16 protein-coding genes, 1 tRNA gene, 1 pseudogene and 2 riboswitches are annotated in these 19565 nt (G+C 74.2%); of the genes and pseudogenes, 9 read left to right on the top strand and 9 right to left on the bottom strand.

The genetic code is table 11. The features are described 5' to 3' along the window. Nucleotides 1-46: 46 nt before the first annotated feature. Nucleotides 47-364, top strand: a pseudogene (locus ACFSHS_RS17745) (tyrosine-type recombinase/integrase); the annotation flags it as partial. Between the two features lie 80 nt (nt 365-444). On the opposite strand, the gene ACFSHS_RS17740 reads toward ACFSHS_RS17745, so the two are convergent. Further along, a tRNA-Ile gene (locus tag ACFSHS_RS17740) sits at nt 445-518 on the bottom strand. Between the two features lie 176 nt (nt 519-694). Continuing rightward, nucleotides 695-844, top strand: a riboswitch (cyclic di-AMP (ydaO/yuaA leader). A gap of 12 nt (nt 845-856) precedes the next feature. Here ACFSHS_RS17740 and ACFSHS_RS17735 point away from each other — a divergent pair. From ACFSHS_RS17735 to ACFSHS_RS22590, 3 genes are all read left to right on the top strand, one after another. Beyond that, entirely contained in the window at nt 857-2098 is a 1242-nt protein-coding gene (locus ACFSHS_RS17735) for a M23 family metallopeptidase (RefSeq protein ID WP_376878917.1), read from the top strand. Nucleotides 2099-2130: 32 nt separating this feature from the next. Beyond that, a complete protein-coding gene (locus ACFSHS_RS17730) occupies nt 2131-2814 on the top strand; it encodes a TVP38/TMEM64 family protein (RefSeq protein WP_376878916.1) in 684 nt (227 codons plus the stop codon). Between the two features lie 404 nt (nt 2815-3218). Beyond that, nucleotides 3219-3314: riboswitch (cyclic di-AMP (ydaO/yuaA leader) on the top strand. A gap of 32 nt (nt 3315-3346) precedes the next feature. Further along, nucleotides 3347-3856 carry a VldE C-terminal domain-containing protein gene (locus ACFSHS_RS22590; protein ID WP_465252832.1) on the top strand — a complete coding sequence of 170 codons (510 nt, stop codon included), beginning with the start codon at nt 3347-3349 and terminating at the stop codon, nt 3854-3856. Nucleotides 3857-3991: 135 nt separating this feature from the next. Here the strand turns inward: ACFSHS_RS22590 and ACFSHS_RS17720 are convergent, their stop codons facing one another. Then, nucleotides 3992-4885: a maleylpyruvate isomerase family mycothiol-dependent enzyme gene (locus ACFSHS_RS17720; RefSeq protein ID WP_376878912.1), complete on the bottom strand. Its 894-nt coding sequence runs from the start codon at nt 4883-4885 to the stop codon at nt 3992-3994. A gap of 85 nt (nt 4886-4970) precedes the next feature. On the opposite strand from ACFSHS_RS17720, the gene ACFSHS_RS17715 reads away from it, so the two are divergent. Next, complete coding sequence (locus ACFSHS_RS17715; protein WP_376878910.1) at nt 4971-6167, top strand: GGDEF domain-containing protein; 1197 nt, start codon at nt 4971-4973, stop codon at nt 6165-6167. A gap of 387 nt (nt 6168-6554) precedes the next feature. Next, nucleotides 6555-7055 carry a DUF3145 domain-containing protein gene (locus ACFSHS_RS17710; RefSeq protein WP_376878908.1) on the top strand — a complete coding sequence of 167 codons (501 nt, stop codon included), beginning with the start codon at nt 6555-6557 and terminating at the stop codon, nt 7053-7055. Between the two features lie 342 nt (nt 7056-7397). On the opposite strand, the gene ACFSHS_RS17705 is transcribed toward ACFSHS_RS17710, so the two are convergent. The 6 genes from ACFSHS_RS17705 to ACFSHS_RS17680 form a co-directional block, all read right to left on the bottom strand. Continuing rightward, nucleotides 7398-8810, bottom strand: a complete 1413-nt coding sequence (locus ACFSHS_RS17705) for an acyl-CoA carboxylase subunit beta (RefSeq protein WP_376878906.1) — start codon at nt 8808-8810, stop codon at nt 7398-7400. A 26-nt stretch (nt 8811-8836) separates the two neighbouring features. Continuing rightward, on the bottom strand, nt 8837-10078 hold the full coding sequence (locus tag ACFSHS_RS17700) for a beta-ketoacyl-[acyl-carrier-protein] synthase family protein (protein WP_376878904.1): 1242 nt from the start codon (nt 10076-10078) through the stop codon (nt 8837-8839). 100 nt (nt 10079-10178) lie between these two features. Beyond that, complete coding sequence (locus ACFSHS_RS17695) at nt 10179-10424, bottom strand: acyl carrier protein (RefSeq protein WP_376878902.1); 246 nt, start codon at nt 10422-10424, stop codon at nt 10179-10181. A 79-nt stretch (nt 10425-10503) separates the two neighbouring features. Then, the gene (locus ACFSHS_RS17690; RefSeq protein WP_376878900.1) at nt 10504-11472 is read right to left on the bottom strand and encodes a beta-ketoacyl-ACP synthase III; all 969 of its coding nucleotides are present in this window, start codon (nt 11470-11472) and stop codon (nt 10504-10506) included. Next, nucleotides 11469-12686 (bottom strand): acyltransferase domain-containing protein, encoded by a 1218-nt coding sequence (locus ACFSHS_RS17685; RefSeq protein WP_376878898.1) that lies wholly within the window; start codon nt 12684-12686, stop codon nt 11469-11471. Before ACFSHS_RS17685 ends, ACFSHS_RS17690 begins: the two co-directional genes overlap by 4 nt. 138 nt (nt 12687-12824) lie before the next feature. Next, nucleotides 12825-14006 (bottom strand): PucR family transcriptional regulator, encoded by a 1182-nt coding sequence (locus tag ACFSHS_RS17680; protein WP_376878896.1) that lies wholly within the window; start codon nt 14004-14006, stop codon nt 12825-12827. A gap of 44 nt (nt 14007-14050) precedes the next feature. Here ACFSHS_RS17680 and ACFSHS_RS17675 point away from each other — a divergent pair, with 44 nt between their 5' ends. From ACFSHS_RS17675 to ACFSHS_RS17665, 3 genes are all read left to right on the top strand, one after another. Then, nucleotides 14051-14746, top strand: coding sequence for a phosphatase PAP2 family protein (locus ACFSHS_RS17675; RefSeq protein WP_376878894.1), 696 nt, complete (start codon nt 14051-14053; stop codon nt 14744-14746). Continuing rightward, a complete protein-coding gene (locus ACFSHS_RS17670) occupies nt 14743-15291 on the top strand; it encodes a pirin family protein (protein WP_376878892.1) in 549 nt (182 codons plus the stop codon). The genes ACFSHS_RS17675 and ACFSHS_RS17670 overlap by 4 nt, the downstream gene beginning before the upstream one ends. A 106-nt stretch (nt 15292-15397) precedes the next feature. Then, nucleotides 15398-16603 (top strand): M20 metallopeptidase family protein, encoded by a 1206-nt coding sequence (locus ACFSHS_RS17665; RefSeq protein WP_376878890.1) that lies wholly within the window; start codon nt 15398-15400, stop codon nt 16601-16603. Nucleotides 16604-16710: 107 nt separating this feature from the next. On the opposite strand, the gene aceE is transcribed toward ACFSHS_RS17665, so the two are convergent. After that, a complete protein-coding gene (aceE, locus tag ACFSHS_RS17660; RefSeq protein WP_376878888.1) occupies nt 16711-19515 on the bottom strand; it encodes a pyruvate dehydrogenase (acetyl-transferring), homodimeric type in 2805 nt (934 codons plus the stop codon). Nucleotides 19516-19565 lie beyond the last annotated feature (50 nt).

Genomic DNA, 19565 nt, shown 5'->3' with positions numbered 1-19565 from the left:
CGCTCACCCCGGGGGCTGCCCGCGGTCGGTTGACTCCTAGCGCGCCGACGACCTGGTGATGACCTCGCCCGAGGGTGGCGTCCTGCGGTCTGGCAACTTCCGGCGCCCGGTCTTCGATGCGGCCGTTGCTGCAGCGGAACTGGAGGATCTCAGCCCCCACGACCTCCGGCACACGGCGGCGAGCCTGCCGGTAGCCAGCGGCGCGAACGTCAAGACGGTCCAGCGGATGCTTGGTCACGCCTCGGCGGCGATGACCCTCGACGTCTACTCCGTCTACTCCGTCTTCGACGACGACCTCGGCGCGCTTGCCGATCGCATGGACGCGGCCCACCAGGCGTCAGTCACGAGAAGTCACGGTGCGTAGTGTGGGCACCGTGTGGGCACGGGGCCCCGTCGTCAAGATCGACGATCAAGCACCGACCCTCTGACCTGCACCTATATCGGTGGGGCGGGTGGGGCTCGAACCCACGACCCAGGGATTATGAGTCCCTTGCTCTGACCGGCTGAGCTACCGCCCCGACGGGAGACAGCCTGCCAGACGCGGCCGCCGGGGCTGACCGGCCGGCCGGCGTCGTGCGAGGCGCGCCTCACCTGCGTCTCGTTATCTTCCCGTGACATTCACTCCTGCCACACGTACCGTCGTCCGCGGCCCGGACGAGCACCGTCCCTCGCACCGAGGGCATCGGACGGGCCCCGCCGAACCGCGCCGGCCCGACGGCCGCGCGGACCGGGGAACCACCGCAGTACTGGGGTGAATCCTGCCCGCGTTCGGGGACGCGGGGAGGTAGGGCGTCTTCCGGCCCGAATCCGTCAGCTAACTCGGTAGGCGGTCGCGAAGAACAGGAGAAGCGTCGCCTTGGCGACCCTGCACCACACCGTTTCCCCCAGCACCGAATCCCACCCCGTTCCCTCTCGCCGTCCCCGACAGCGCGCCCGGCGCGCCGGCCTGGTCGCCGGCGTCCTCGCCGCCGCTCTGCTGGGCACGTCGGTGGCCCACGCCGCGCCCGGCGGCAGCGGTCCGGTGTCCGACGCGCGCACGGCCCACGAGGCGGCGGCCGCAGAGGTGGCTGCGATCGCGGCCCGTGTCACCGAGGCCGAGCAGACCCTGCAGCGGATGACCGTGGAGGCCGAGGCCGCCAGCGGCGAGGCCCTCGCCGCGCGGGCGGCGCTCGCCGCCGCCCAGGCGGAGGCCACGGCCACGGCCGCGCAGCTGGCTGATGCCCGAGCCGCCGTCGAGTCGACCGAGGACGACGTGTCGGCAATCGGCCGGGAGGCCTACATGGGCAGCGACGACGCCTTCGGCGACGTCGCGATCCTCCTCGACGCCGACAGCCCCACCGAGGTCCTGCAGCAGGCCGCCACCCTGGAGGTCCTCGGCGAGGAGCGGACGAAGGTCCTCGAGGAGATGGAGCGGGCCGAGGTCCAGGAGGCCCGCGCGGACCGTGCGGCGCGCACGGCCGTGGCCGAGCGCGACCAGCTCGCCCGCACCGCTGCGGACGCCGAGGCCGCCGCCAACCGGCAGCTGGCCGCCGCGCAGGGCACCTACGACGCCGTGGCCGCCGAGAAGGCGGCGCTCGACGCGCAGCTGCGCGAGGCCGAGATCCGGCTGCTCACCCTCCAGGGCGCCGCCGACGCGGAGGCGGCCTGGGCCGCGCGGCAGGCGTCGGCCACCGCCAGCACGCTGACCGCGGCCGGCGGCGCCGTGCCCCCGACCATCGGGCGCGTCACCTCCTGCTACGGCTCCCGCTGGGGCACCCTGCACGCCGGCATCGACATCGCCGCACCCATCGGCACCCCGGTCCACACGCCGGAGGACGGCGTCGTCCTGGAGGCCGGCCCGGCCAGCGGCTTCGGCCTCGCCGTCGCCGTCGAGCACGGCGACGGGACGATCACCCTGTACGGGCACGTCAACCAGATGTTCGTGTCCGCGGGCGAGGTGGTCACGGCGGGCCAGCGGATCGCCGAGGTCGGCAACCGCGGTCAGTCCACCGGGCCGCACCTGCACTTCGAGGTGCACACCGGCGGCCTGTACGCGGACCGGGTCAACCCGGTGCCGTGGCTGACCGCTCGCGGCATCTCCCTCGGCGGGGGCTGCTGAGCACTGCTCACCTCGCGGGGCAGGATGGGCGCGTGAGGACGGCGGTGGACAGCACCTGGCTGCGTGCCGCCGTCCTCGGGCTCGTGGTGGCGGTCGGCGGAGTCCTCGCGCTCATCGTCGACCTGCCCGCCGTCGGCGCCGTCCGCGCGTGGGTCGACGGCGCGGGGCCGTGGGCCTGGGCCGCCATGGTCCTCGGCCTGGCGCTGGTCCTCCTTGCGCCGGTCCCGCGCTCGGCACTGTCGGTCCTGCTCGGGGTCGTCGCCGGGTTCGGCCCCGGGCTCGCCGTGGCCCTCGCCGGCGGGCTGCTGGGCGGGCTGGCCGCCTTCGGGCTGAGCCGGGCGCTGGGCCGGCCGGCCGTCACCCGGCTGGCCGGCCGGCGGCTCGCGCGCGTCGACCGGCTGATGGTCGACCGGGGGTTCTGGCCCCTGCTGGTCGGACGGCTCATGCCCGTCGTCCCGTTCGTGGTGCTGAGCTACGGCGCGGGCCTCACCGCCGTCCGGCTCGGCCCGTACGCGCTGTCGACCGCGATCGGGCTGGTGCCCAGCACCGTCGTGCAGGTGGGCGTCGGGGCCTCGGCGGGGCTCCTCGCGGCCTGGGCGACCACGGTCACCGTCGTCCCGGTCGCCGTGGTCGCGCTCGTGGCGGTCGGGCTGGTGGCCCTCGCATGGCGGCGCCGGCGCCGGATCGCCGGCTCCGGGCCGGTGCCTGTCGCCTAGATCAAGAGGACGGTGCCCGCGGGCGGCCGCCTCCGTGCGGTGACACGAGCCCCCGTCCCGCCCTCCGACCCGCACGGGCGCCGTGCCGGAGCCGCGTGCTGAACGTCATCCGGCCGTCTCGCTGTGTGCTGCCGCGCTGCCGTCGGCCGACACGGCTCCAACTACTCTGCGCATCGGTGCAGCGACGCCACGAGCACCACGGCGAGCCATGGGGCCGACACCCTGCGAGTACGGGGGCCGCTCGCCGGCGATCGGCGTCTTTCCGGCCCACTGCGTCCCTTTGTCCCGTTCCGGCCACGGACCTAGCGTCGTCGCGGTCCGCACGGGCCTACATCCGTCACCGAACCGCGGTGACACCCGTCGGACGCCGCCCAGCCGGGCGCGGGCAGAAGGCCGGCGCCCGGGCCGGGGACCCACTGCAGCAGTGGGGTGAAGCACGCCCGGACGCGTCCGGGGCGTGCCGGGCGAGTTCCCCGCCCGAACCCGTCAGCTAACCCGGTAGGCGGCCACGGAGAACAGGAGACACGTCGTCATGACGGCTGGTCGCATGCCCACTCCCCGCCGGTCCCTTCCTCGCGGTCGGCGTGCCGTGGTGGCACTTCTCGCGGGCGCCGGGGTAGCCCTCACGTCCGTGCCCGCCCAGGCCAACCAGACAGGCTCAGCCCCGGCCGTCGAAGCGCCGGCCCCCTCGGAGAGGCCGACCCCGACCTCCAGCCCCTACAGCATGTGGGACCCGCACGTCCGACCCGTCGTGAAGGAGGTCACGGAGCGGTTCGACGTCTCGACGGTGTACACCCGCGCCGATCACCGTCCCACCCAGGGCCGCGCCGCTGACTTCATGGTCTACGAGGACCGGGCCAAGGGGGACGCCCTCACCCAGTACGTGATCGACAACGCGGCCCGGTTCCGCGTCGAGTACGTGATCTGGCAGCAGCGGATCTACCTCGTCTCCACGGGCTCGTGGCGAGCCATGGAAGACCGCGGATCGCCGACGGCCAACCACATGGACCATCCGCACGTGGCGTTCCTCCCCGCCGGATGACCCGAGTGCTCGCCCGGGGCCGCTGAACCCGCGAGCAGGCACCAGCGCCCCTGCCCGGCCCCGGGCAGGGGCGCTGAGGCCGTGCAGATGCCCCTCTGACGCCCCGCGCCGTCACCGCACCTGTGCACCGACCTCCTAGCCCTTCCGGAAGAGCCGGCCGAGCACGCCCCCGGCGCCGCCGACGGTCCGTGCGGCCAGCTGCAGGATCGGCCCGCCGGGGATGCCCGGCGCGGCCTGCACGATCGGCGCCAGCTGGAGCAGCCCGGCGACGTCGTGGACCTTCAGCCGGCGCAGCGCGACCGCCAGGACGGGGTTGACCCGGCCGGAGGCCGCGTCCAGCAGCAGCTCGGCCGGAGCCTCCACCGCCGGGCCGTCGAGCCGCCCGGGAGCCACCCGCTGCACGGTCCATCCGCCGCCGTCGGAGGCGAGGGCCCAGCCGCCGTCGGGCGTCGCCAGGGTCACCCGGCCGGAGATGTCCATCGACGCGGCCAGCGCGCCGGTGACGTCGGCGAGGGCCGCCAGGCCCGACTGCAGCACGTCGGCCGGCGGGGGAGCGGCCCCGCAGGACACCAGGTCCAGCGCGTGGACGGCGAGCTCGTAGGCCTGCCCGAGGACGACGCTGAGCAGGGGGATCCGGCCGACGACGGACACCGTGAGCGCGGTGTCGAGGTCCTCCGGCTCCTCGGCGAGGTAGCGCGCCGTCGCCTCGCGGTTGCGCCGCAGGGCCGCGAGGACTTCCTCCCGCGGCGCGTCCCGGTGGGCCGCGGTCACCCGCGCGTTGACGGCGTCGACGTCCGGGGGAGTGCCGACGCCGCCCGCCCGGGCCGAGGCGATCAGGTCGGCCATCGCGGCGTGGTCCTCCCAGCACCCCAGGTGGACGCAGATCTCCTGCGCCCGCCAGCCGCTCAGCCGCGACGGGCGGGTCAGGTCCACCGTCTCCGCGCGCTCGATGAACACGTCCCACGCGCGCAGCACCCTGCCGGCGACCTCGTCGCGCCCGGCGTCGGCCATGCCCTGGTGTCGTCCCACGGAGCCGCCCTACCCCGCGGGCCCGGCGGCAGGCATCGCTCCCGGCGTGGCACGCGCCACGCCCGCGGCAACAGAACTCCCCACGATGGGTGGCGTCGGGATCAAGCGGGTCATCCCGCCGGCCGATCGCACGACCGTGACCGAACCCCTGGCCGGCGACCGCCGCGCCCCGCGCGCGCCCGCGGGCGCCGCCGTGCGGCCGGGGTGGGTGCGCCGGTCGGCGACCGCGCTCCGCGCCGGGCTGTACCGGCCGCTGGCGGAGGACGACGCGCGGGCGGCGTACTGGGTACGCCACGTGCGCTACGGGGTGGTGCTCACCGAGGTCGCCGCCTGGACGGTCGTCGGCTACACCGTCGTGACCCACACCCCCGGGCGCCACCACACGGTGATCCTCGCCCTGGCCGGTCTGGCCATCGTGGCCGTCCCGGCGCTCCTGCTGCTGCCGCTGGCGGCAATGATGCGCGACTCCCGTGGGCCGACCCTGTTCTACGCCTGGAACGTCGCGACGGCGGTGCTGGTCATCGTCGGCACCCGCCTGGACGGCGGTTCGACCAGCCCGCTCGACGGCTTGCTGTTCCTCACGCTGACCTACATGGCGGTCGCCTACTCGCCGTGCGGCGTGGTGGCCATGGGGACCGTCATGACCGGCAGCTACCTGCTGCTCGTGGAGCTCCCGGGCGTCAGCACCTCGGGCCTCTTCTTCCTCGCGATCCTGGCGTCGCTCACGATGATCTGCGCGATGGCGTCGGCCAACTCGTGGGCCGCCTACGACCGCCAGGTGGAGCTGATCCGCGCGCAGGAGATCCTCGCCGCGACCGATCCGCTGACCGGCATCCCGAACCGGCGGGCGTTCACCGAGCGGTTGACCGCCGCGGTGGCCGACGCGGCCTGGGGCCACCCGAGCGTCGTGTGCCTGGTCGACCTCGACGGGTTCAAGGCCGTCAACGACGCGGACGGTCACGCCGCGGGTGACGCCCTGCTCACGGCCGTGGGTGCCGCGCTCGGTGCGGCCGTCCGCGAGACCGACACGGTGGCCAGGCTGGGCGGCGACGAGTTCGCCGTCCTGGCCGACGTGTCGGCCGGATTCCGTGGCGAGGCCGTCGCCGAGCGGCTCCGCGCCGCCGTCGCCCGCGTGGGCGCCTCTCACGGCGTGACGGCGAGCGTGGGCGTCGCCGAGGTGGAGCCGGGCGACGTCGTCGAGGACCTGATGCACCGCGCCGACGCCGCCATGTACCGGTCCAAGAGCTCCGGCGGCGACCGTGTGACAGCGCTCTCGTCCTGATCCGGCCTGGTCGCGCCGCGCGTCGCCCACCGCCGATGTGACGTCGACCATTACGCTGAGTCATCGCGGCGGCCGGGTCGCTCACGCGGCCCTGGTGGTCGCCCCACCTGCGGTGATGCCGCTCTCGCGTGCCACCGGGAGACGCGCCAGGCAGGCTGGACGCCGTGCCGATGGTCGTGATATGGGCGTTTGACCAGCGGTAAGAGGCGTCACGCGTGACCATCCGTCACATCCGCCTCAACTGTCCCGGCCGGGCTGGCGCGATGTGCCCTCCATCGTGCAAACTGTTCTCGGGAGCCCTGCTCCGTCACTGTCGAATACAGCCCGTCACCGAAGCGATAGGTCCGTAGGGGAAGACGAGACCAATCGAGTCGATGGAGGTGCCCCGTGCAGCGACGGTCTACCCAGGGTGTCGTCTTCGTGCACGCGTGCCCGAAGGCGCTCTGCCAGCACGTCGAGTGGGCGCTGGAACGCGTCGTCGGCGCGCCGGTCTCCCTGTCGTGGGCTGAGCAGCCCGCGGCGCACGGTTCCTACCGTGCCGAGGTCGCCTGGACCGGATCGCCCGGTACCGGCGCCCGGCTGGTGGCCGCCCTCCGGGCGTGGCCGATGCTGCGTTTCGAGGTCACCGAAGAGGCCAGCCACGGCAACGACGGCGAGCGCATGTCCTACGTGCCCGGCCACGGTGTCTTCCGTGCGCCCACCAGTGCCAACGGCGACATCATGATCAGCGAGCAGCAGCTGCGGCACCTGGCCGCCACCGCGGGATCGGCCGAGGCCTTCCGCCACGGCGTCGACGAGCTGCTCGGTGCCGCGTGGGACTCCGACCTCGAGGTCTACCGGCACGCCGGCGACGGCAGCCCGGTGACCTGGCTGCACCAGGTGGTCTAGGGCCCCTCCGCAGGATCCCGCCGCGAGCGCGCGAGCAGTGGGGCCTGCAGCGGGCCGTCAGGTCACGGATCCGCTACGACACTCCGAGGCCACCCGGGAGGTCGTCGTAGCCTGAGACCGGTCGTCCGGGCGCCGTCGGGGAAGCGGCGTCCGGGCGACCTTCTCATCGGTGGCCACCTCGGGTCGGCGGCGGCCCGAGATCGCGAGACTCACCGTGCGCGCGCCGTCCGCACGGTGCAGCGCGAGGACGGCGACCACGCGGTGAGGACGGCCGGCACCGAGCGCGGGCCGGCATCAGCAGCGAGGCCCGGCACCTGAGCCAGGTGCCGGGCCTCCGTCAGGTCACAGCGGGATGTTGCCGTGAGCCCCACGTCCGGGCGGGGCGGCCGCGAGGGCCTCGACCAGCCGGCGCCTGGTCTGCGAGGGCTCCACGACCTCGTCGACGACGCCGATCTGCAGTGCCCGGTTCACGCCACCGGCGATCCGCTCGTGCTCCTCGGCGAGTCGCGCGTGCAGCGCCTCCCGCTCGCCGGGCGGGACGGCGGCCAGCTTCTTGCGGTGCAGGATGCCCACTGCGGCCTTCGCCCCCATGACGGCCACCTCCGCCCCGGGCCAGGCGAACACCGACGTCGCGCCCAGCGAGCGGGCGTTCATCGCGATGTAGGCGCCGCCGTAGGACTTGCGGGTCACCAGCGTCACGCGGGGGACGACGGCCTCGGCGAAGGCGTGCAGGAGCTTGGCCCCCCGTCGCACGACGCCGTCCCACTCCTGGCCGACGCCCGGGAGGTAGCCCGGCACGTCGACGAGCACGACCAGCGGCACCCCGAAGGCGTCGCACATCCGCACGAACCGCGCCGCCTTCTCGGCCGACGCCGAGTCGAGGCACCCGCCCAGCCGCAGGGGGTTGTTGGCGATCACCCCTACCGTCCGCCCGGCCAACCGGCCCAGGGTCGTGACGACGTTGGGCGCGAACCGCGGATGCAGCTCGAGCCCCGGCCCGTCGAGCACGTTGGCGATCAGCGGCTTCACGTCGTACGCCCGGTTGGTCTGCTCCGGCAGCAGGGCCCGCAGGTCGACGTCGGGCTCGTCCTGGGCCGGCGCGAACGTGCCCTGCGCGGCCAGGAGGTCGACCGCCGAGCGCCCGGTCTCCAGGGCGTTCTGCTCGGAGTCGGTGACCACGTGGACGACGCCGCTGCGCCGGCCGTGCGTGTCGGGCCCGCCGAGCTTCTCCTGGTCGACGTCCTCGCCGGTGACCGAGCGGACGACGTCGGGCCCGGTGACGAAGACGCGGCCGGCCGGGCCCATGATGACCAGGTCGGTGAGCGCCGGGCCGTAGGCGGCGCCCCCGGCGGCCGGACCGAGCACCACCGAGATCTGGGGGACCCGCCCGGACGCCCGCACCATCGCCGCGAAGACCTCGCCCACCGCGTGCAGCGCGGTGACCCCCTCGGCGAGGCGCGCACCGCCGGAGTGCCAGATCCCGACCACCGGCACCCGCTCGCGGACGGCGGTGTCGATCGCGTCGACGATGTGCCGGCAGCCGTCGACCCCCATCGCCCCGCCCATGACGGTGGCGTCGGTGCAGTACGCGACGGCGGCCGACCGGTTCACGGCGCCGCGGGCGGCGAGCACCCCGGAGGCGTCGCGGGCAGCCAGCGGATGCATCGATCCCGGGTCGAAGAAGCGCTCCAGGCGGTCCTCGGGATCGCGCGGGTCGCGGGCGGTCGGAGTCGGGGCGGCCTGGAGTGTGGTCAAGGGGTCTCCTCGCTCGCGGGGATGGCTCAGGCCGTCGTGAAGACCAGCGCGATGTTGTGGCCGCCGAAGCCGAACGAGTCGTTGACGGCGGCGTGGAGCGAGGCGCGCCGGGGCTCGTGGCGGACGATGTCGAGCGCCTGGACGGCCGCGTCGTCGTCCGGGTCCTCCAGGTTGGCCGTCGCCGGCACGACCTGGTCGCGCAGCGCGAGGATGGTGAACACCGACTCCAGCGCGCCGGCCGCGCCCAGCAGGTGCCCGGTCTGGCTCTTCGTCGCGCTCACCAGCACGTGGTCGCCCAGGGCGGAGCGGATGGCGCCCGCCTCGGCGGTGTCGCCGACCGGGGTGGAGGTGGCGTGCGCGTTGACGTGGCCGACATCGGTCGCGGAGAGCCCGGCGTCGCGGAGGGCGGCACCGATGGCGCGCGCGGCACCCTCACCCTCGGGGTGCGGGGCCACGAGGTCGTAGCCGTCCGCCGTCGCGCCGGCGCCGGCGAGGCGGGCGTGGACGCGGGCCCCACGGGCCTGGGCGGCGTCCGCCCGCTCCAGCACGATCGCCGCCGCGCCCTCCGCGAGCACGAACCCGTCCCGGGCCTTGTCGAACGGCCGGGAGGCGCGCTCGGGCTCGTCGTTGCGGGTCGACATCGCCCGCATCGCGGCGAAGCCGGCCATGGGCAGCGGGTGCACGCAGGCCTCGGCCCCACCGACCAGGACGACGTCCGCCCGGTCGAACCGCAGCAGGTCCAGGCCCCACCGGATCGCCTCGGCGCCCGAGGCGCAAGCGCTGACCGGCGCGTGCACCCCGCCCTTGGCGCCGACGGCCAGACCGACCGCGGCGGCCGGGCCGTTGGGCATGAGCATCGGGATCGTGAACGGGGAGACCCGCTTGGGCCCCTTCTGCTCCAGGACGTCGTCCTGGCCGAGCAGGGTCAGGGCGCCGCCGATGCCCGTGCCGAACACGACGGCGATCCGCTCCGGGGCCACCCCGGCGTCGGCCGCACCCGACTCGCGCCAGGCCTCCTCGGCGGCGATCACCGCGACCTGCTGGCTGCGGTCGAGGCGCCGGGCGCGGACCCGGTCGATCTGCTCGGCCGGCTCGATGGCGAGGCGGGCGACGAGCTGGGCGGGGTAGTCCTTGATCCAGTCGTCGGTGATCCGGCTGATCCCCGACCGCCCGGCGAGCAGCGCGTCCCAGGTGCTGGCGACGTCGCCACCGAGCGGCGTGGTTGCGCCCAGTCCGGTGACGACGATGTCGGTGACGGGCGTGCTCATGACGATTCCTCCTGGAATGGTGGCCGGGCGGCCGGGGTGAGGCCCCCCTGCGGGGTCCCGCCGCGAGCGTGCGAGCGGAGGGGGGCAGGGGGGTCCCTTGTCAGCCCTGGTTCTTCTCGATGTAGCTGATCGCGTCGCCGACGGTCCTGATGTTGCCGAGCTCGTCGTCGGGGATGGCCACGCCGAACTTGTCCTCGACGGCGGTGGCGATCTCGACCATCGACAGCGAGTCGACGTCGAGGTCGTCGGTGAACGACTTCTCGGGGGTGGCGTCGGCGGGGGTCACACCGGCGACCTCCTCCAGGATCTCGGCCAGACCGGACTGGATCTCCTGGGTGCTGCTCACGCGGGGCCTCTCTCTCGGATGGGGCGGGCGATGCCCGCCGACGTCCGGGACACGGTGTCCCGGGGCTCTGGGGTGGGGCTCACGGCAGGACGAGCACCTGGCCGGCGAAGGTGAGCCCGGCGCCGTAGCCCAGCACCAGGGCCAGGTCACCGGACTTCGCCTCGCCGGACTCCATGAGCGCGGTGAGCGCCAGCGGGACGGAGGCCGCCGAGGTGTTCCCGGACTGGACGATGTCACGGGCGATGACCGTGGACTCGGGCAGCCCCAGCTTCTTGGCCATCGACTCGACGATCCGCAGGTTGGCCTGGTGGGGAGCGAACACGTCGATGTCCGCGGCGGTCACGCCCGCCCTCTCCATCGCGTCTTCGAGCGCCTGGGTGAGCTTCGTCGTCGCCCAGCGGTAGACGGCCTGCCCGGCCATCGTCATGGTGGGCCGGCCCTCGGGGATGGCGATCGCCGTGTGCTGGTCGCCGTCGCTGCCCCACGCGACCGGCCCGATCCCGGGCTCGTCGGACGGTCCGATCACCATCGCGCCCGCGCCGTCGGCGAAGATCACCGCCGTCGACCGGTCGGTCAGGTCGGTGACGTCGGTCAGCCGCTCCACTCCGATGACCACGGCGTTGGTGGCCGACCCGGCGCGGATCGCGTCGTTCGCCACGCCCAGGGCGTAGCAGAAGCCGGCGCACCCGGCGTTGAGATCGAAGGAGCCGGGGCGGAGCACACCGAGTCGGTGGGCGACCTGGGGGCCGATGCCCGGAATGGGCACCCGGAGGCTGGCACTGGCCACGATCACCAGGTCGATGTCGTCGGGGGCCAGGCCGCTGGCGGCGATGGCCTTGCCGCCGGCCGCCACGGCCATGTCGACCAGCGTCTCGTCCTCCGACGCCCAGCGGCGCTCGGCGATGCCCACGCGGGTCTGGATCCACTCGTCGTTGGTGTCCATCACCTGGGCGAGCTCGTCGTTGGTCACCCGGCGGCGCGGCCGGTAGGCACCCAGGCCGAGGATCCGAGCGCCCCTCGCCCCTGCAGGCAGCTGGATGGTGGTCATGCCGACACCTCCGGGTAGAGACGGGCGATCGGGTCACCGGCGTCGACGAGATCGCCCTCGTGGACCAGCCACTCGGCCAGTACCCCGTCGTAGCCCGCGGAGACATGGACGTCCTCGCGCCGGCCGCGGATCACCCCGAGCGGCGTGCCGGCGGGCAGCCGACTGCCCTCGGCCACCTCGGCCGGGCTGACGGTGCCGCGGGCGGGGGCGACGACGACCCGCCAGTCGGGCAGGTGGTCGGGCTCGGGGCGGCCGCGCTCGGCGTCGATGAGCTCGCGGGCCCGGTCGAGGTCGGCCGGGCCGGTCAACGCGAGGATCTCGATGCCCTGGCCGTCCACCTGGTGGCCCTTCCACTCACGCTTGGCCAGCCCGGCGAGCGCGCCGGCCGGCGGCAGCTCGATGACGGCGGCGACGCCGAGCTCGCGCATGGTCGCCAGGCACGCGTCGAAGCGGACCGGGCTGGTGACCTGGCTGACCAGCCGCGCCAGCACCTCCGCGCCGCTGGAGACCGCGTGGCCGTCGGCGTTGGAGAGCAGGAGGCGGCTGGGCTCGGCCGGGCGCAGCCCGCCGATGAGGCCCTCCAGCTCGGCGCGGGCGGGAGCCATGTAGTCGGTGTGGAAGGCGCCGGCGACCGACAGCGGCATGATCCTGGCCTTCGCCGGCGGGTCGTCCTTGAGAGCCGCCAGCCCGTCGAGGGCGCCGGCGGCGACGACCTGCCCGGCACCGTTCATGTTCGCCTGGGTCAGGCCGTGCTTGTCGATCGCGGCCAGCACCTCGTCGGGGTCGCCGCCGAGGACCGCCGACATGCCGGTCGGCGTCCGGGCGCACGCCGCGGCCATGGCCCGCCCGCGGACGGCGGTGAGGGCGATGGCCGCCTCCACGGAGAGGACGCCGGCCAGCGCGGCCGCGGTCAGCTCACCGACGCTGTGCCCGGTGATGACGACGTCGCGGCCGGCGTGGGGGGTGTGGGTCACCGGGCCGGGCAGGCCGCCGAGCTCCCGGGCGACGAACAGGCTCATCGCGACGACGAGGGGCTGGGTGACGGCGGTGTCCTTGATCGCCTCGGCGTCGCCGGTGGTGCCGAGGGTCAGCAGGTCGGCGTCGGCGATCGCGCCGGCCCAGCGGAAGAACGATTCCGCGCCGGGGAGATCGAGCCAGTCGGTGAGCATTCCGGGTTTCTGCGCACCCTGTCCGGGGGCGAGGACGGCCAGCACTCCCTCACCGTGCCAGTGATCATCTCGGCGCGCGGCTCCGCCGGGCACGAAAGCACACGGGTGATCTTTGTAGGGAACCTCCAAAACCTCCGGCCGGTAACGGCCCGTTCTCCCTCTCCAGTCGTGGAGATCACCCGATCAGTGCCAGAGGGAGCGGTCGCGGTCGAGCGCGGCGAGGGCGAGCGCCACCTGCAGGGTCCAGCTGCCGCGGGGGTCGGTGACCGAGATCCCGGTCAGCTCTGCGGCCCGCTTGAGCCGGTACCGGACGGTGTTCGGGTGCACGAAGATCGCCCGGGCGCTGGCCTCGAGGTTCCCGCCGCTGTTGAGCACCGCCCGCACCGTCTCCAGCACCTCGCCGCCGGCGGCCTGCAGCGGACCGGTGACGCGCTCTAGCAGGGCGGCCCGGGCGAGCGGGTCGCCGTCGAGGGCGCGCTCGGCCAGCAGGGCGTCGGCGGCCACGGGGCGCGGTGCCTCCGGCCAGGCGCGGGCGGCCCGGAGGCCTGCGAGCGCTGCCGCGGCGGACTCGCCGGCGCGGCCGAGCCCGTCGACGACCGGCCCGGTCACCACGGGGCCGTCCCCGAACTCGTCGCTCACCCGCTCGACGACCTCGTCCAGGTCCTCCGCCCGCCCGAGCACGACGACCAGCTGCTCGGCGTGGACCCCGACGAGCACCTCGCTGCCGAGGGACCGGGCGGCACGGCGGACGGCGGCGTGCGGGTCGTCCACACCGGCGGGGGTGGCGCCCACGAGGACGACGACGGGCGTGCTGGTCGCCCAGCCCAGAGCTGCGGCGCGCCCCGACAGCTCCTCCGACCGCTCGCCCCGCACCAGCGCGTCGACGACCAGCGCCTCCAGCCGCGCGTCCCAGGCGCCGCGGTTCTCGGCGAAGCTGGCGTAGACCTGCGCGGTGGCGAAGGCGACCTCGCGACTGAACTGCAGCACGGCCAGGTGCAGGGCGTCCTCGTCGCCGGGCGCGGCGACCGACGGGACGTGGTCCTCGAGCACGTCCACGGTGACCTGGATCAGGTCCACGGTCTGCTTCAGCGCCACCACGCGGACCAGTTCGCGCGGTGCCGCGCCGAACACCTCGCCGGTCAGCCGCGGCGGCCGGTCGGGATTGCGGCACCACTCCACGAGAGAGGCGATCCCGGCCTGCGCCACGAGGGTCACCCACGAGCGCCGGTCGGCCGGCATGGCGCGGAACCAGGGGAGCTGGTCGTCCATCCGGGCCACGGCGCGGGTGGCGAGCGCGCCCGAGGAGCGCTCCAGCCGCCGGATCGTCTCCTCGGTCGGCGGGCGGTGGCTCACCCGGGTCCTCACGCCGCCAGCGTGTCACGCGCGACGGCGTCGGGGAGAGTGGGGCGGTGGAGCTTCCCCCGGACGGCGGCGCGACCGTCGCGCGCACGCGTGTCGCACGCACGGCCCGGGCCGCTGTCGTCTCGAGCGTCGTCTGCCTGGTCGTGCTGGCCCTCCTCGGGGTCGGCGTCCGGAGCGAATTCCGGCCGCAGCTCCGGCTGGACGCCGCGGTCAGCGAGGCGCTCTACGCCGGCGACGACCGGGCGACGGCCCTGGACGCGCTGCTGGAGGTGCTCACCGCCCCTGGGTCGTCGTGGCTGCGGTTCCTGGTCTTCCTGCCCGTGCTGATCTCGCTGCTGGTGCGCCAGCTGTGGTGGACGGCGGGCTGGGTGGTGACGGCGGTCGTCCTCGTGACCCCGCTGACGACCGCGCTGAAGGAGTACTTCGGCCGCATCCGGCCGGCCTTCGAGGAGGGCGGGGCGCGTTACGAGTCGCTCAGCTATCCGAGCGGACACGCATCGGGCATCGCCACCCTCGTCACCGTCGCGCTGGTCCTGGCCTGGCCGCTGCTGGGCCCCCGTGCCCGGCATCGGGCCCTGGCGGTCGGGATCGCGCTGGTCGTGCTCGTCGGGCTGACCCGCATGTGGCTGGGTGTCCACTACCTGTCCGACGTGATCGGTGGGTGGGCGCTCGGGCTGGCCTGGACGCTGGTCACGGCGCTGCTGTTCGGTGCGCTGTCCGGGGGACGGGCGGCCCTGCGGTGAGCGGGCTCGACCAGCGGGTGGTGCTCGCGCCGGAGGACGGCTCCCTGGGCCCGCTGCTGAGGATCGCCGACGACCGGCTCGATCCCGGCGCGGGCTACGGCCGGCACGGGCACCGGGCGGTCGACGTCGTCGCCGTCGTCCTCTCCGGGGCGCTGCGGCACCGGTGGCGGAACGGCGCGGAGCTCGCGGCCGGCGACGTCGCGGTGCTGCGCGCCGGCGCGGGACTGGAGCACGACGAGGTGGCCGGGGACGACGGGGCGCGGGTGCTGCAGTGCTACCTGCGCAGCACCGACCCGGCCGCGCCACCGTCGCACGAGGTGCACCGTGCCGCCTCGGGGTGGCTGGACCTGGGCCGGGAGGACGCCCGGCTGTGGGTGGCGCGGCCGGCACCCGGCGAGTCCGTCGACGTCCCCGCCGGCCTGCTGGTGCTGCGCGGCGTGGACGGCGTGCTGGTCGAGCGGCAGGCCGGCCGCCCGGTCGAGGGCCCGGGTGCGGTCCTGGTGTGGCAGCTGGACAGCGCTCGACCCGCCTGGGCGAGCGGCTGAGCGGCTCGCGTCGCGACGACCATGGCGCGGTGACCACGTCCGGGCGCCCGACGGTGGTCCGGGCGCCATGATCGCGGAAGAGGGGTGGTGCGGGAGAGTGGGGCGCATGCCGACGAGTTCCGAGGACCTCCTCTCCGCCGCCCACGACGACGCCGACCGCACCATCGACCTGCGCCGTCGGCTGCACCGGGAGCCGGAGATCGGCCTCCACCTGCCCCGCACGCAGGAGCTGGTGCTGGAGGCCCTCGCCGAGCTCCCGGTCGACATCACCACCGGCGGGTCGACCAGCTCGGTGGTCGCGGTCCTCCGCGGCGCCCGGCCCGGGCCGACCCACCTGCTGCGCGCGGACATGGACGGGCTGCCGGTGCAGGAGGACACCGGGCTGCCGTTCGCCTCGCGGAACCCCGGCGCCATGCACGCCTGCGGGCACGACCTGCACACGGCGATGCTGCTGGGCGCGGCGCGGTTGCTGGCGGAGCGTCGCGACGAGTTCGCCGGTCAGGTCGTGCTCATGCTGCAGCCGGGGGAGGAGGGCTTCCACGGGGCGCGGTACATGCTCGAGGAGGGGCTGCTCGACGCCGTCCCGGGGGCGCCGGTCTCCGGTGCGTTCGCGCTGCACGTCTTCGCCAACCAGTCGAGCGGGACGGTCAGCGTGCGGCCCGGCCCGATGATGGCCGCCGCCGACCACTGGCTGGTCACCGTCCGGGGCCGGGGCGGGCACGCCTCCATGCCGCACGCGGCCGCCGACCCGGTCCCGGTCGCGGCGGAGATCGTGCTGGCGCTGCAGTCGCTGGTGACCCGGCGGGCGCCGGTCTTCGACCCGGCCGTGCTCACGGTCGCCCACCTCACGGCCGGCTCGACCGACAACGTCATCCCCGACACCGCGTTCCTCGAGGGCACGATCCGCACGCTGTCCGCGGAGCGGCGGGCCGACCTGGTGGCGTCGGTGCGCCGGGTGGCCGAGCACGTGGCCGCGGCGCACGAGCTGACCGTCGAGTTCGAGCACCGCGAGGGGTACCCAGTGACGGTCAACGACCCGGGTGCCGCCGACCGCGTGCGCGCGGTGGCCCGGGAGCTGTTCGGCGCCGACCGGAGCGTGGCCGCGCGCGAGCCGCTCATGGGTGCCGAGGACTTCGCCTACGTGCTGCAGCGGGTACCCGGCGCCATGGCCTTCCTCGGCGCCTGCCCGGCCGGGACCGACCTGTCGTCGGCCGCCGGGAACCACTCCAACCTCGTCGTGTTCGACGAGGACGTGCTGCCGGCAGGTGCCGCCCTGTACGCGGCGATGGCGCTGCAGGCGCTCGCCGCCTGAACGCGGAACGGCCCGCCTCCCCGGGAGGGAAGACGGGCCGTTCCGGTCAGGCCCCTCTGCAGGGTCCGTCGCGAGCTCGCGAGGGGTGGGGGCAGAGGGGTCCTCCCTCAGGTCGCCGGGCTGGGGTCCGACCGCTCGTCCGCCGGCGCGGCCTGCACGTCGCGGACCTGGTACTTCTCCACCGCCTCGCGGACCCGGGCCCGGTCCACCTGGCCCTCGTCGGCCAGCGACGCGAGCGTCCGGACGACGACCGACTCGGCGTCCACGTGGAAGTGCCGCCGCAGCGCCGGGCGGGTGTCGGAGAGCCCGAACCCGTCCGTGCCCAGGCTGGCCATGCCGCCGGGGACGTAGGGCGCGATCAGGTCCGGAACGGCGCGCATCCAGTCCGACACCGCGACGACCGGGCCGACGGTCTCCTGCAGCCGGGAGGTGACGTAGGGAACCTTCGGGTCCTCCTCCGGGTGCAGCAGGTTGTGCTCGGTGACCGCCTCGGCCTGGCGGCGCAGCTCGGTCCAGGACGTCACCGACCAGACGTCGGCCGACACGCCCCAGTCGTTCGCCAGCAGCTCCTGCGCCCGCAGCGCCCACGGCACGGCGACGCCGGAGGCGAGGATCTGCGCCTTCGGGCCGTCCGTCTGCGGCCCCTCGGCGTACCGGTACATGCCCGCCAGCAGGCCCTGGACGTCGAGGCCCTCCGGCTCGGCCGGCTGGTTGAACGGCTCGTTGTAGACGGTCAGGTAGTACATGACGTCGGGCGAGCGGGATCCACCCAGGGGTGCACCCGGGTCCTCTCCGTACATGCGCAGCAGCGCGTCGCGCGTGATGTGCCCGACCTCGTAGGAGAACGCCGGGTCGTAGGACACCACCCCGGGGTTGGTGAACGCCAGCATCAACGAGTGGCCGTCCTCGTGCTGCAGCCCCTCGCCGTTGAGCGTCGTCCGCCCGGCGGTCGCCCCGAGCAGGAAGCCGCGGGTCATCTGGTCGGCGGCGGCCCAGAAGGCGTCGCCGGTCCGCTGGAACCCGAACATCGAGTAGAAGATGTAGATCGGGATCATCGGCTCGCCATGGGTCGAGTACGACGTGCCGACGGCGGTGAACGACGCGGCGGACCCGGCCTCGTTGATGCCCTCGTGCAGGATCTGGCCCTGCTCGGACTCCTTGTAGGCGAGGATCAGCTCGCGGTCGACCGACGTGTAGCGCTGTCCGTGCGGCGAGTAGATCTTCTGCGTGGGGAACATCGCGTCCATGCCGAACGTGCGGGCCTCGTCCGGGATGACCGGTACGAACCGCGGGCCGAGCTCCTTGTCCTTGAGCAGCTCCTTGAGCAGGCGGACGAACGCCATCGTCGTCGCCACCTCCTGCTTGCCGGAGCCCTTGCGCAGGACGTCGAGGGCCTTGTCCTCGGGCGCCTTGAGCGGCTTGAACTCCGCCCGCCGGCGCGGCACGGATCCGCCGAGCTGCCGGCGCCGCTCGAGCATGTACTGCATCTCGTCGGAGTTCGGGTCGGGCTTGTAGTAGGGCGGCAGGGTCTTGTCCAGCGCCTCGTCCGGGATGTCCAGGTAGAGGCGGTCGCGGAACTGCGCCAGGTCCTCCGCGGTCAGCTTCTTCATCTGGTGGGTGGAGTTGCGGCCCTCGAAGTGGCTGCCCAGGGTCCAGCCCTTGATGGTCTTGGCGAGGATGACCGTCGGCTGGCCCTTGTGCTCGACCGCCGCCTTGAACGCCGCGTAGACCTTGCGGTAGTCGTGCCCGCCGCGGGAGAGGTTCCAGATCTCCTTGTCGCTCATGTTCTCCACGAGCTTGCGGGTGCGCGGGTCACGGCCGAAGAAGTGCTCGCGGACGAAGGCGCCGTCCTCGGCCTTGTAGGTCTGGTAGTCGCCGTCGGGCGTCTGGTTCATCAGGTTGACCAGCGCGCCGTCGCGGTCGGCGGCCAGCAGCGGGTCCCACTCCCGGCCCCAGATCACCTTGATCACGTTCCAGCCGGCGCCGCGGAAGAACGACTCCAGCTCCTGGATCACCTTGCCGTTGCCGCGCACCGGCCCGTCGAGGCGCTGCAGGTTGCAGTTGACGACGAAGGTGAGGTTGTCCAGCTCCTCGCGGGCGGCCAGGCCGATGGCGCCCAGCGACTCCGGCTCGTCCATCTCGCCGTCACCGAGGAAGGCCCACACGTGCTGGTCGGACGTGTCCTTGATGCCGCGGTGGTGCAGGTAGCGGTTGAACCGGGCCTGGTAGATCGCGTTGATCGGGCCCAGGCCCATCGAGACGGTCGGGAACTCCCAGAAGTCCGGCATCAGCCGCGGGTGCGGGTAGGACGACAGCCCGCCGCCGGGGTGGCTGACCTCCTGGCGGAAGCCGTCGAGCTGCTGCTCGGTGAGCCGGCCCTCGAGGAAGGCGCGGGCGTAGATGCCCGGGGAGGCGTGGCCCTGGAACCAGATCTGGTCGCCGCCGCCCGGGTGGTCCTTGCCGCGGAAGAAGTGGTTGAAGCCCACCTCGTACAGCGAGGCCGACGACGCGTAGGAGGAGATGTGCCCGCCGACGGCGATGCCCGGCCGCTGCGCGCGGTGCACCATGATCGCGGCGTTCCACCGGATGTAGGCGCGGATCCGCCGCTCCACGTGCTCGTCGCCGGGGAACCACGGCTCCCGGGACGGCGGGATCGTGTTGATGTAGTCGGTGCTGCGCAGGGCGGGCACGCCGACCTGGCTCTCCCGGCTGCGCTCGAGCAGCCGGAGCATCAGGTAGCGCGCACGGTCGCGGCCGGCGTGCTGGACGACGGCGTCGAGGGAGTCCAGCCACTCCTGCGTCTCGTCGGGATCGATGTCGGGGAGCTGGCTGGGCAGGCCGTCGGTGATGACCGCGCGGGGGGCTGCCTGGTCGCGGGCGGGGTCGCCGTCCGTCTGCTGCGGTGCGCTCATGTCTCCATCGTCTCCCGTCGAGGTTCCCGCCGTCACGTCTACCGGCCGGT

The sequence above is a fragment of the Blastococcus deserti genome, from assembly GCF_042682525.1.
In the GTDB taxonomy this organism is placed as follows: domain Bacteria; phylum Actinomycetota; class Actinomycetes; order Mycobacteriales; family Geodermatophilaceae; genus Blastococcus_B; species Blastococcus_B deserti.
This window is presented reverse-complemented; position numbering and strand designations above follow the sequence as displayed.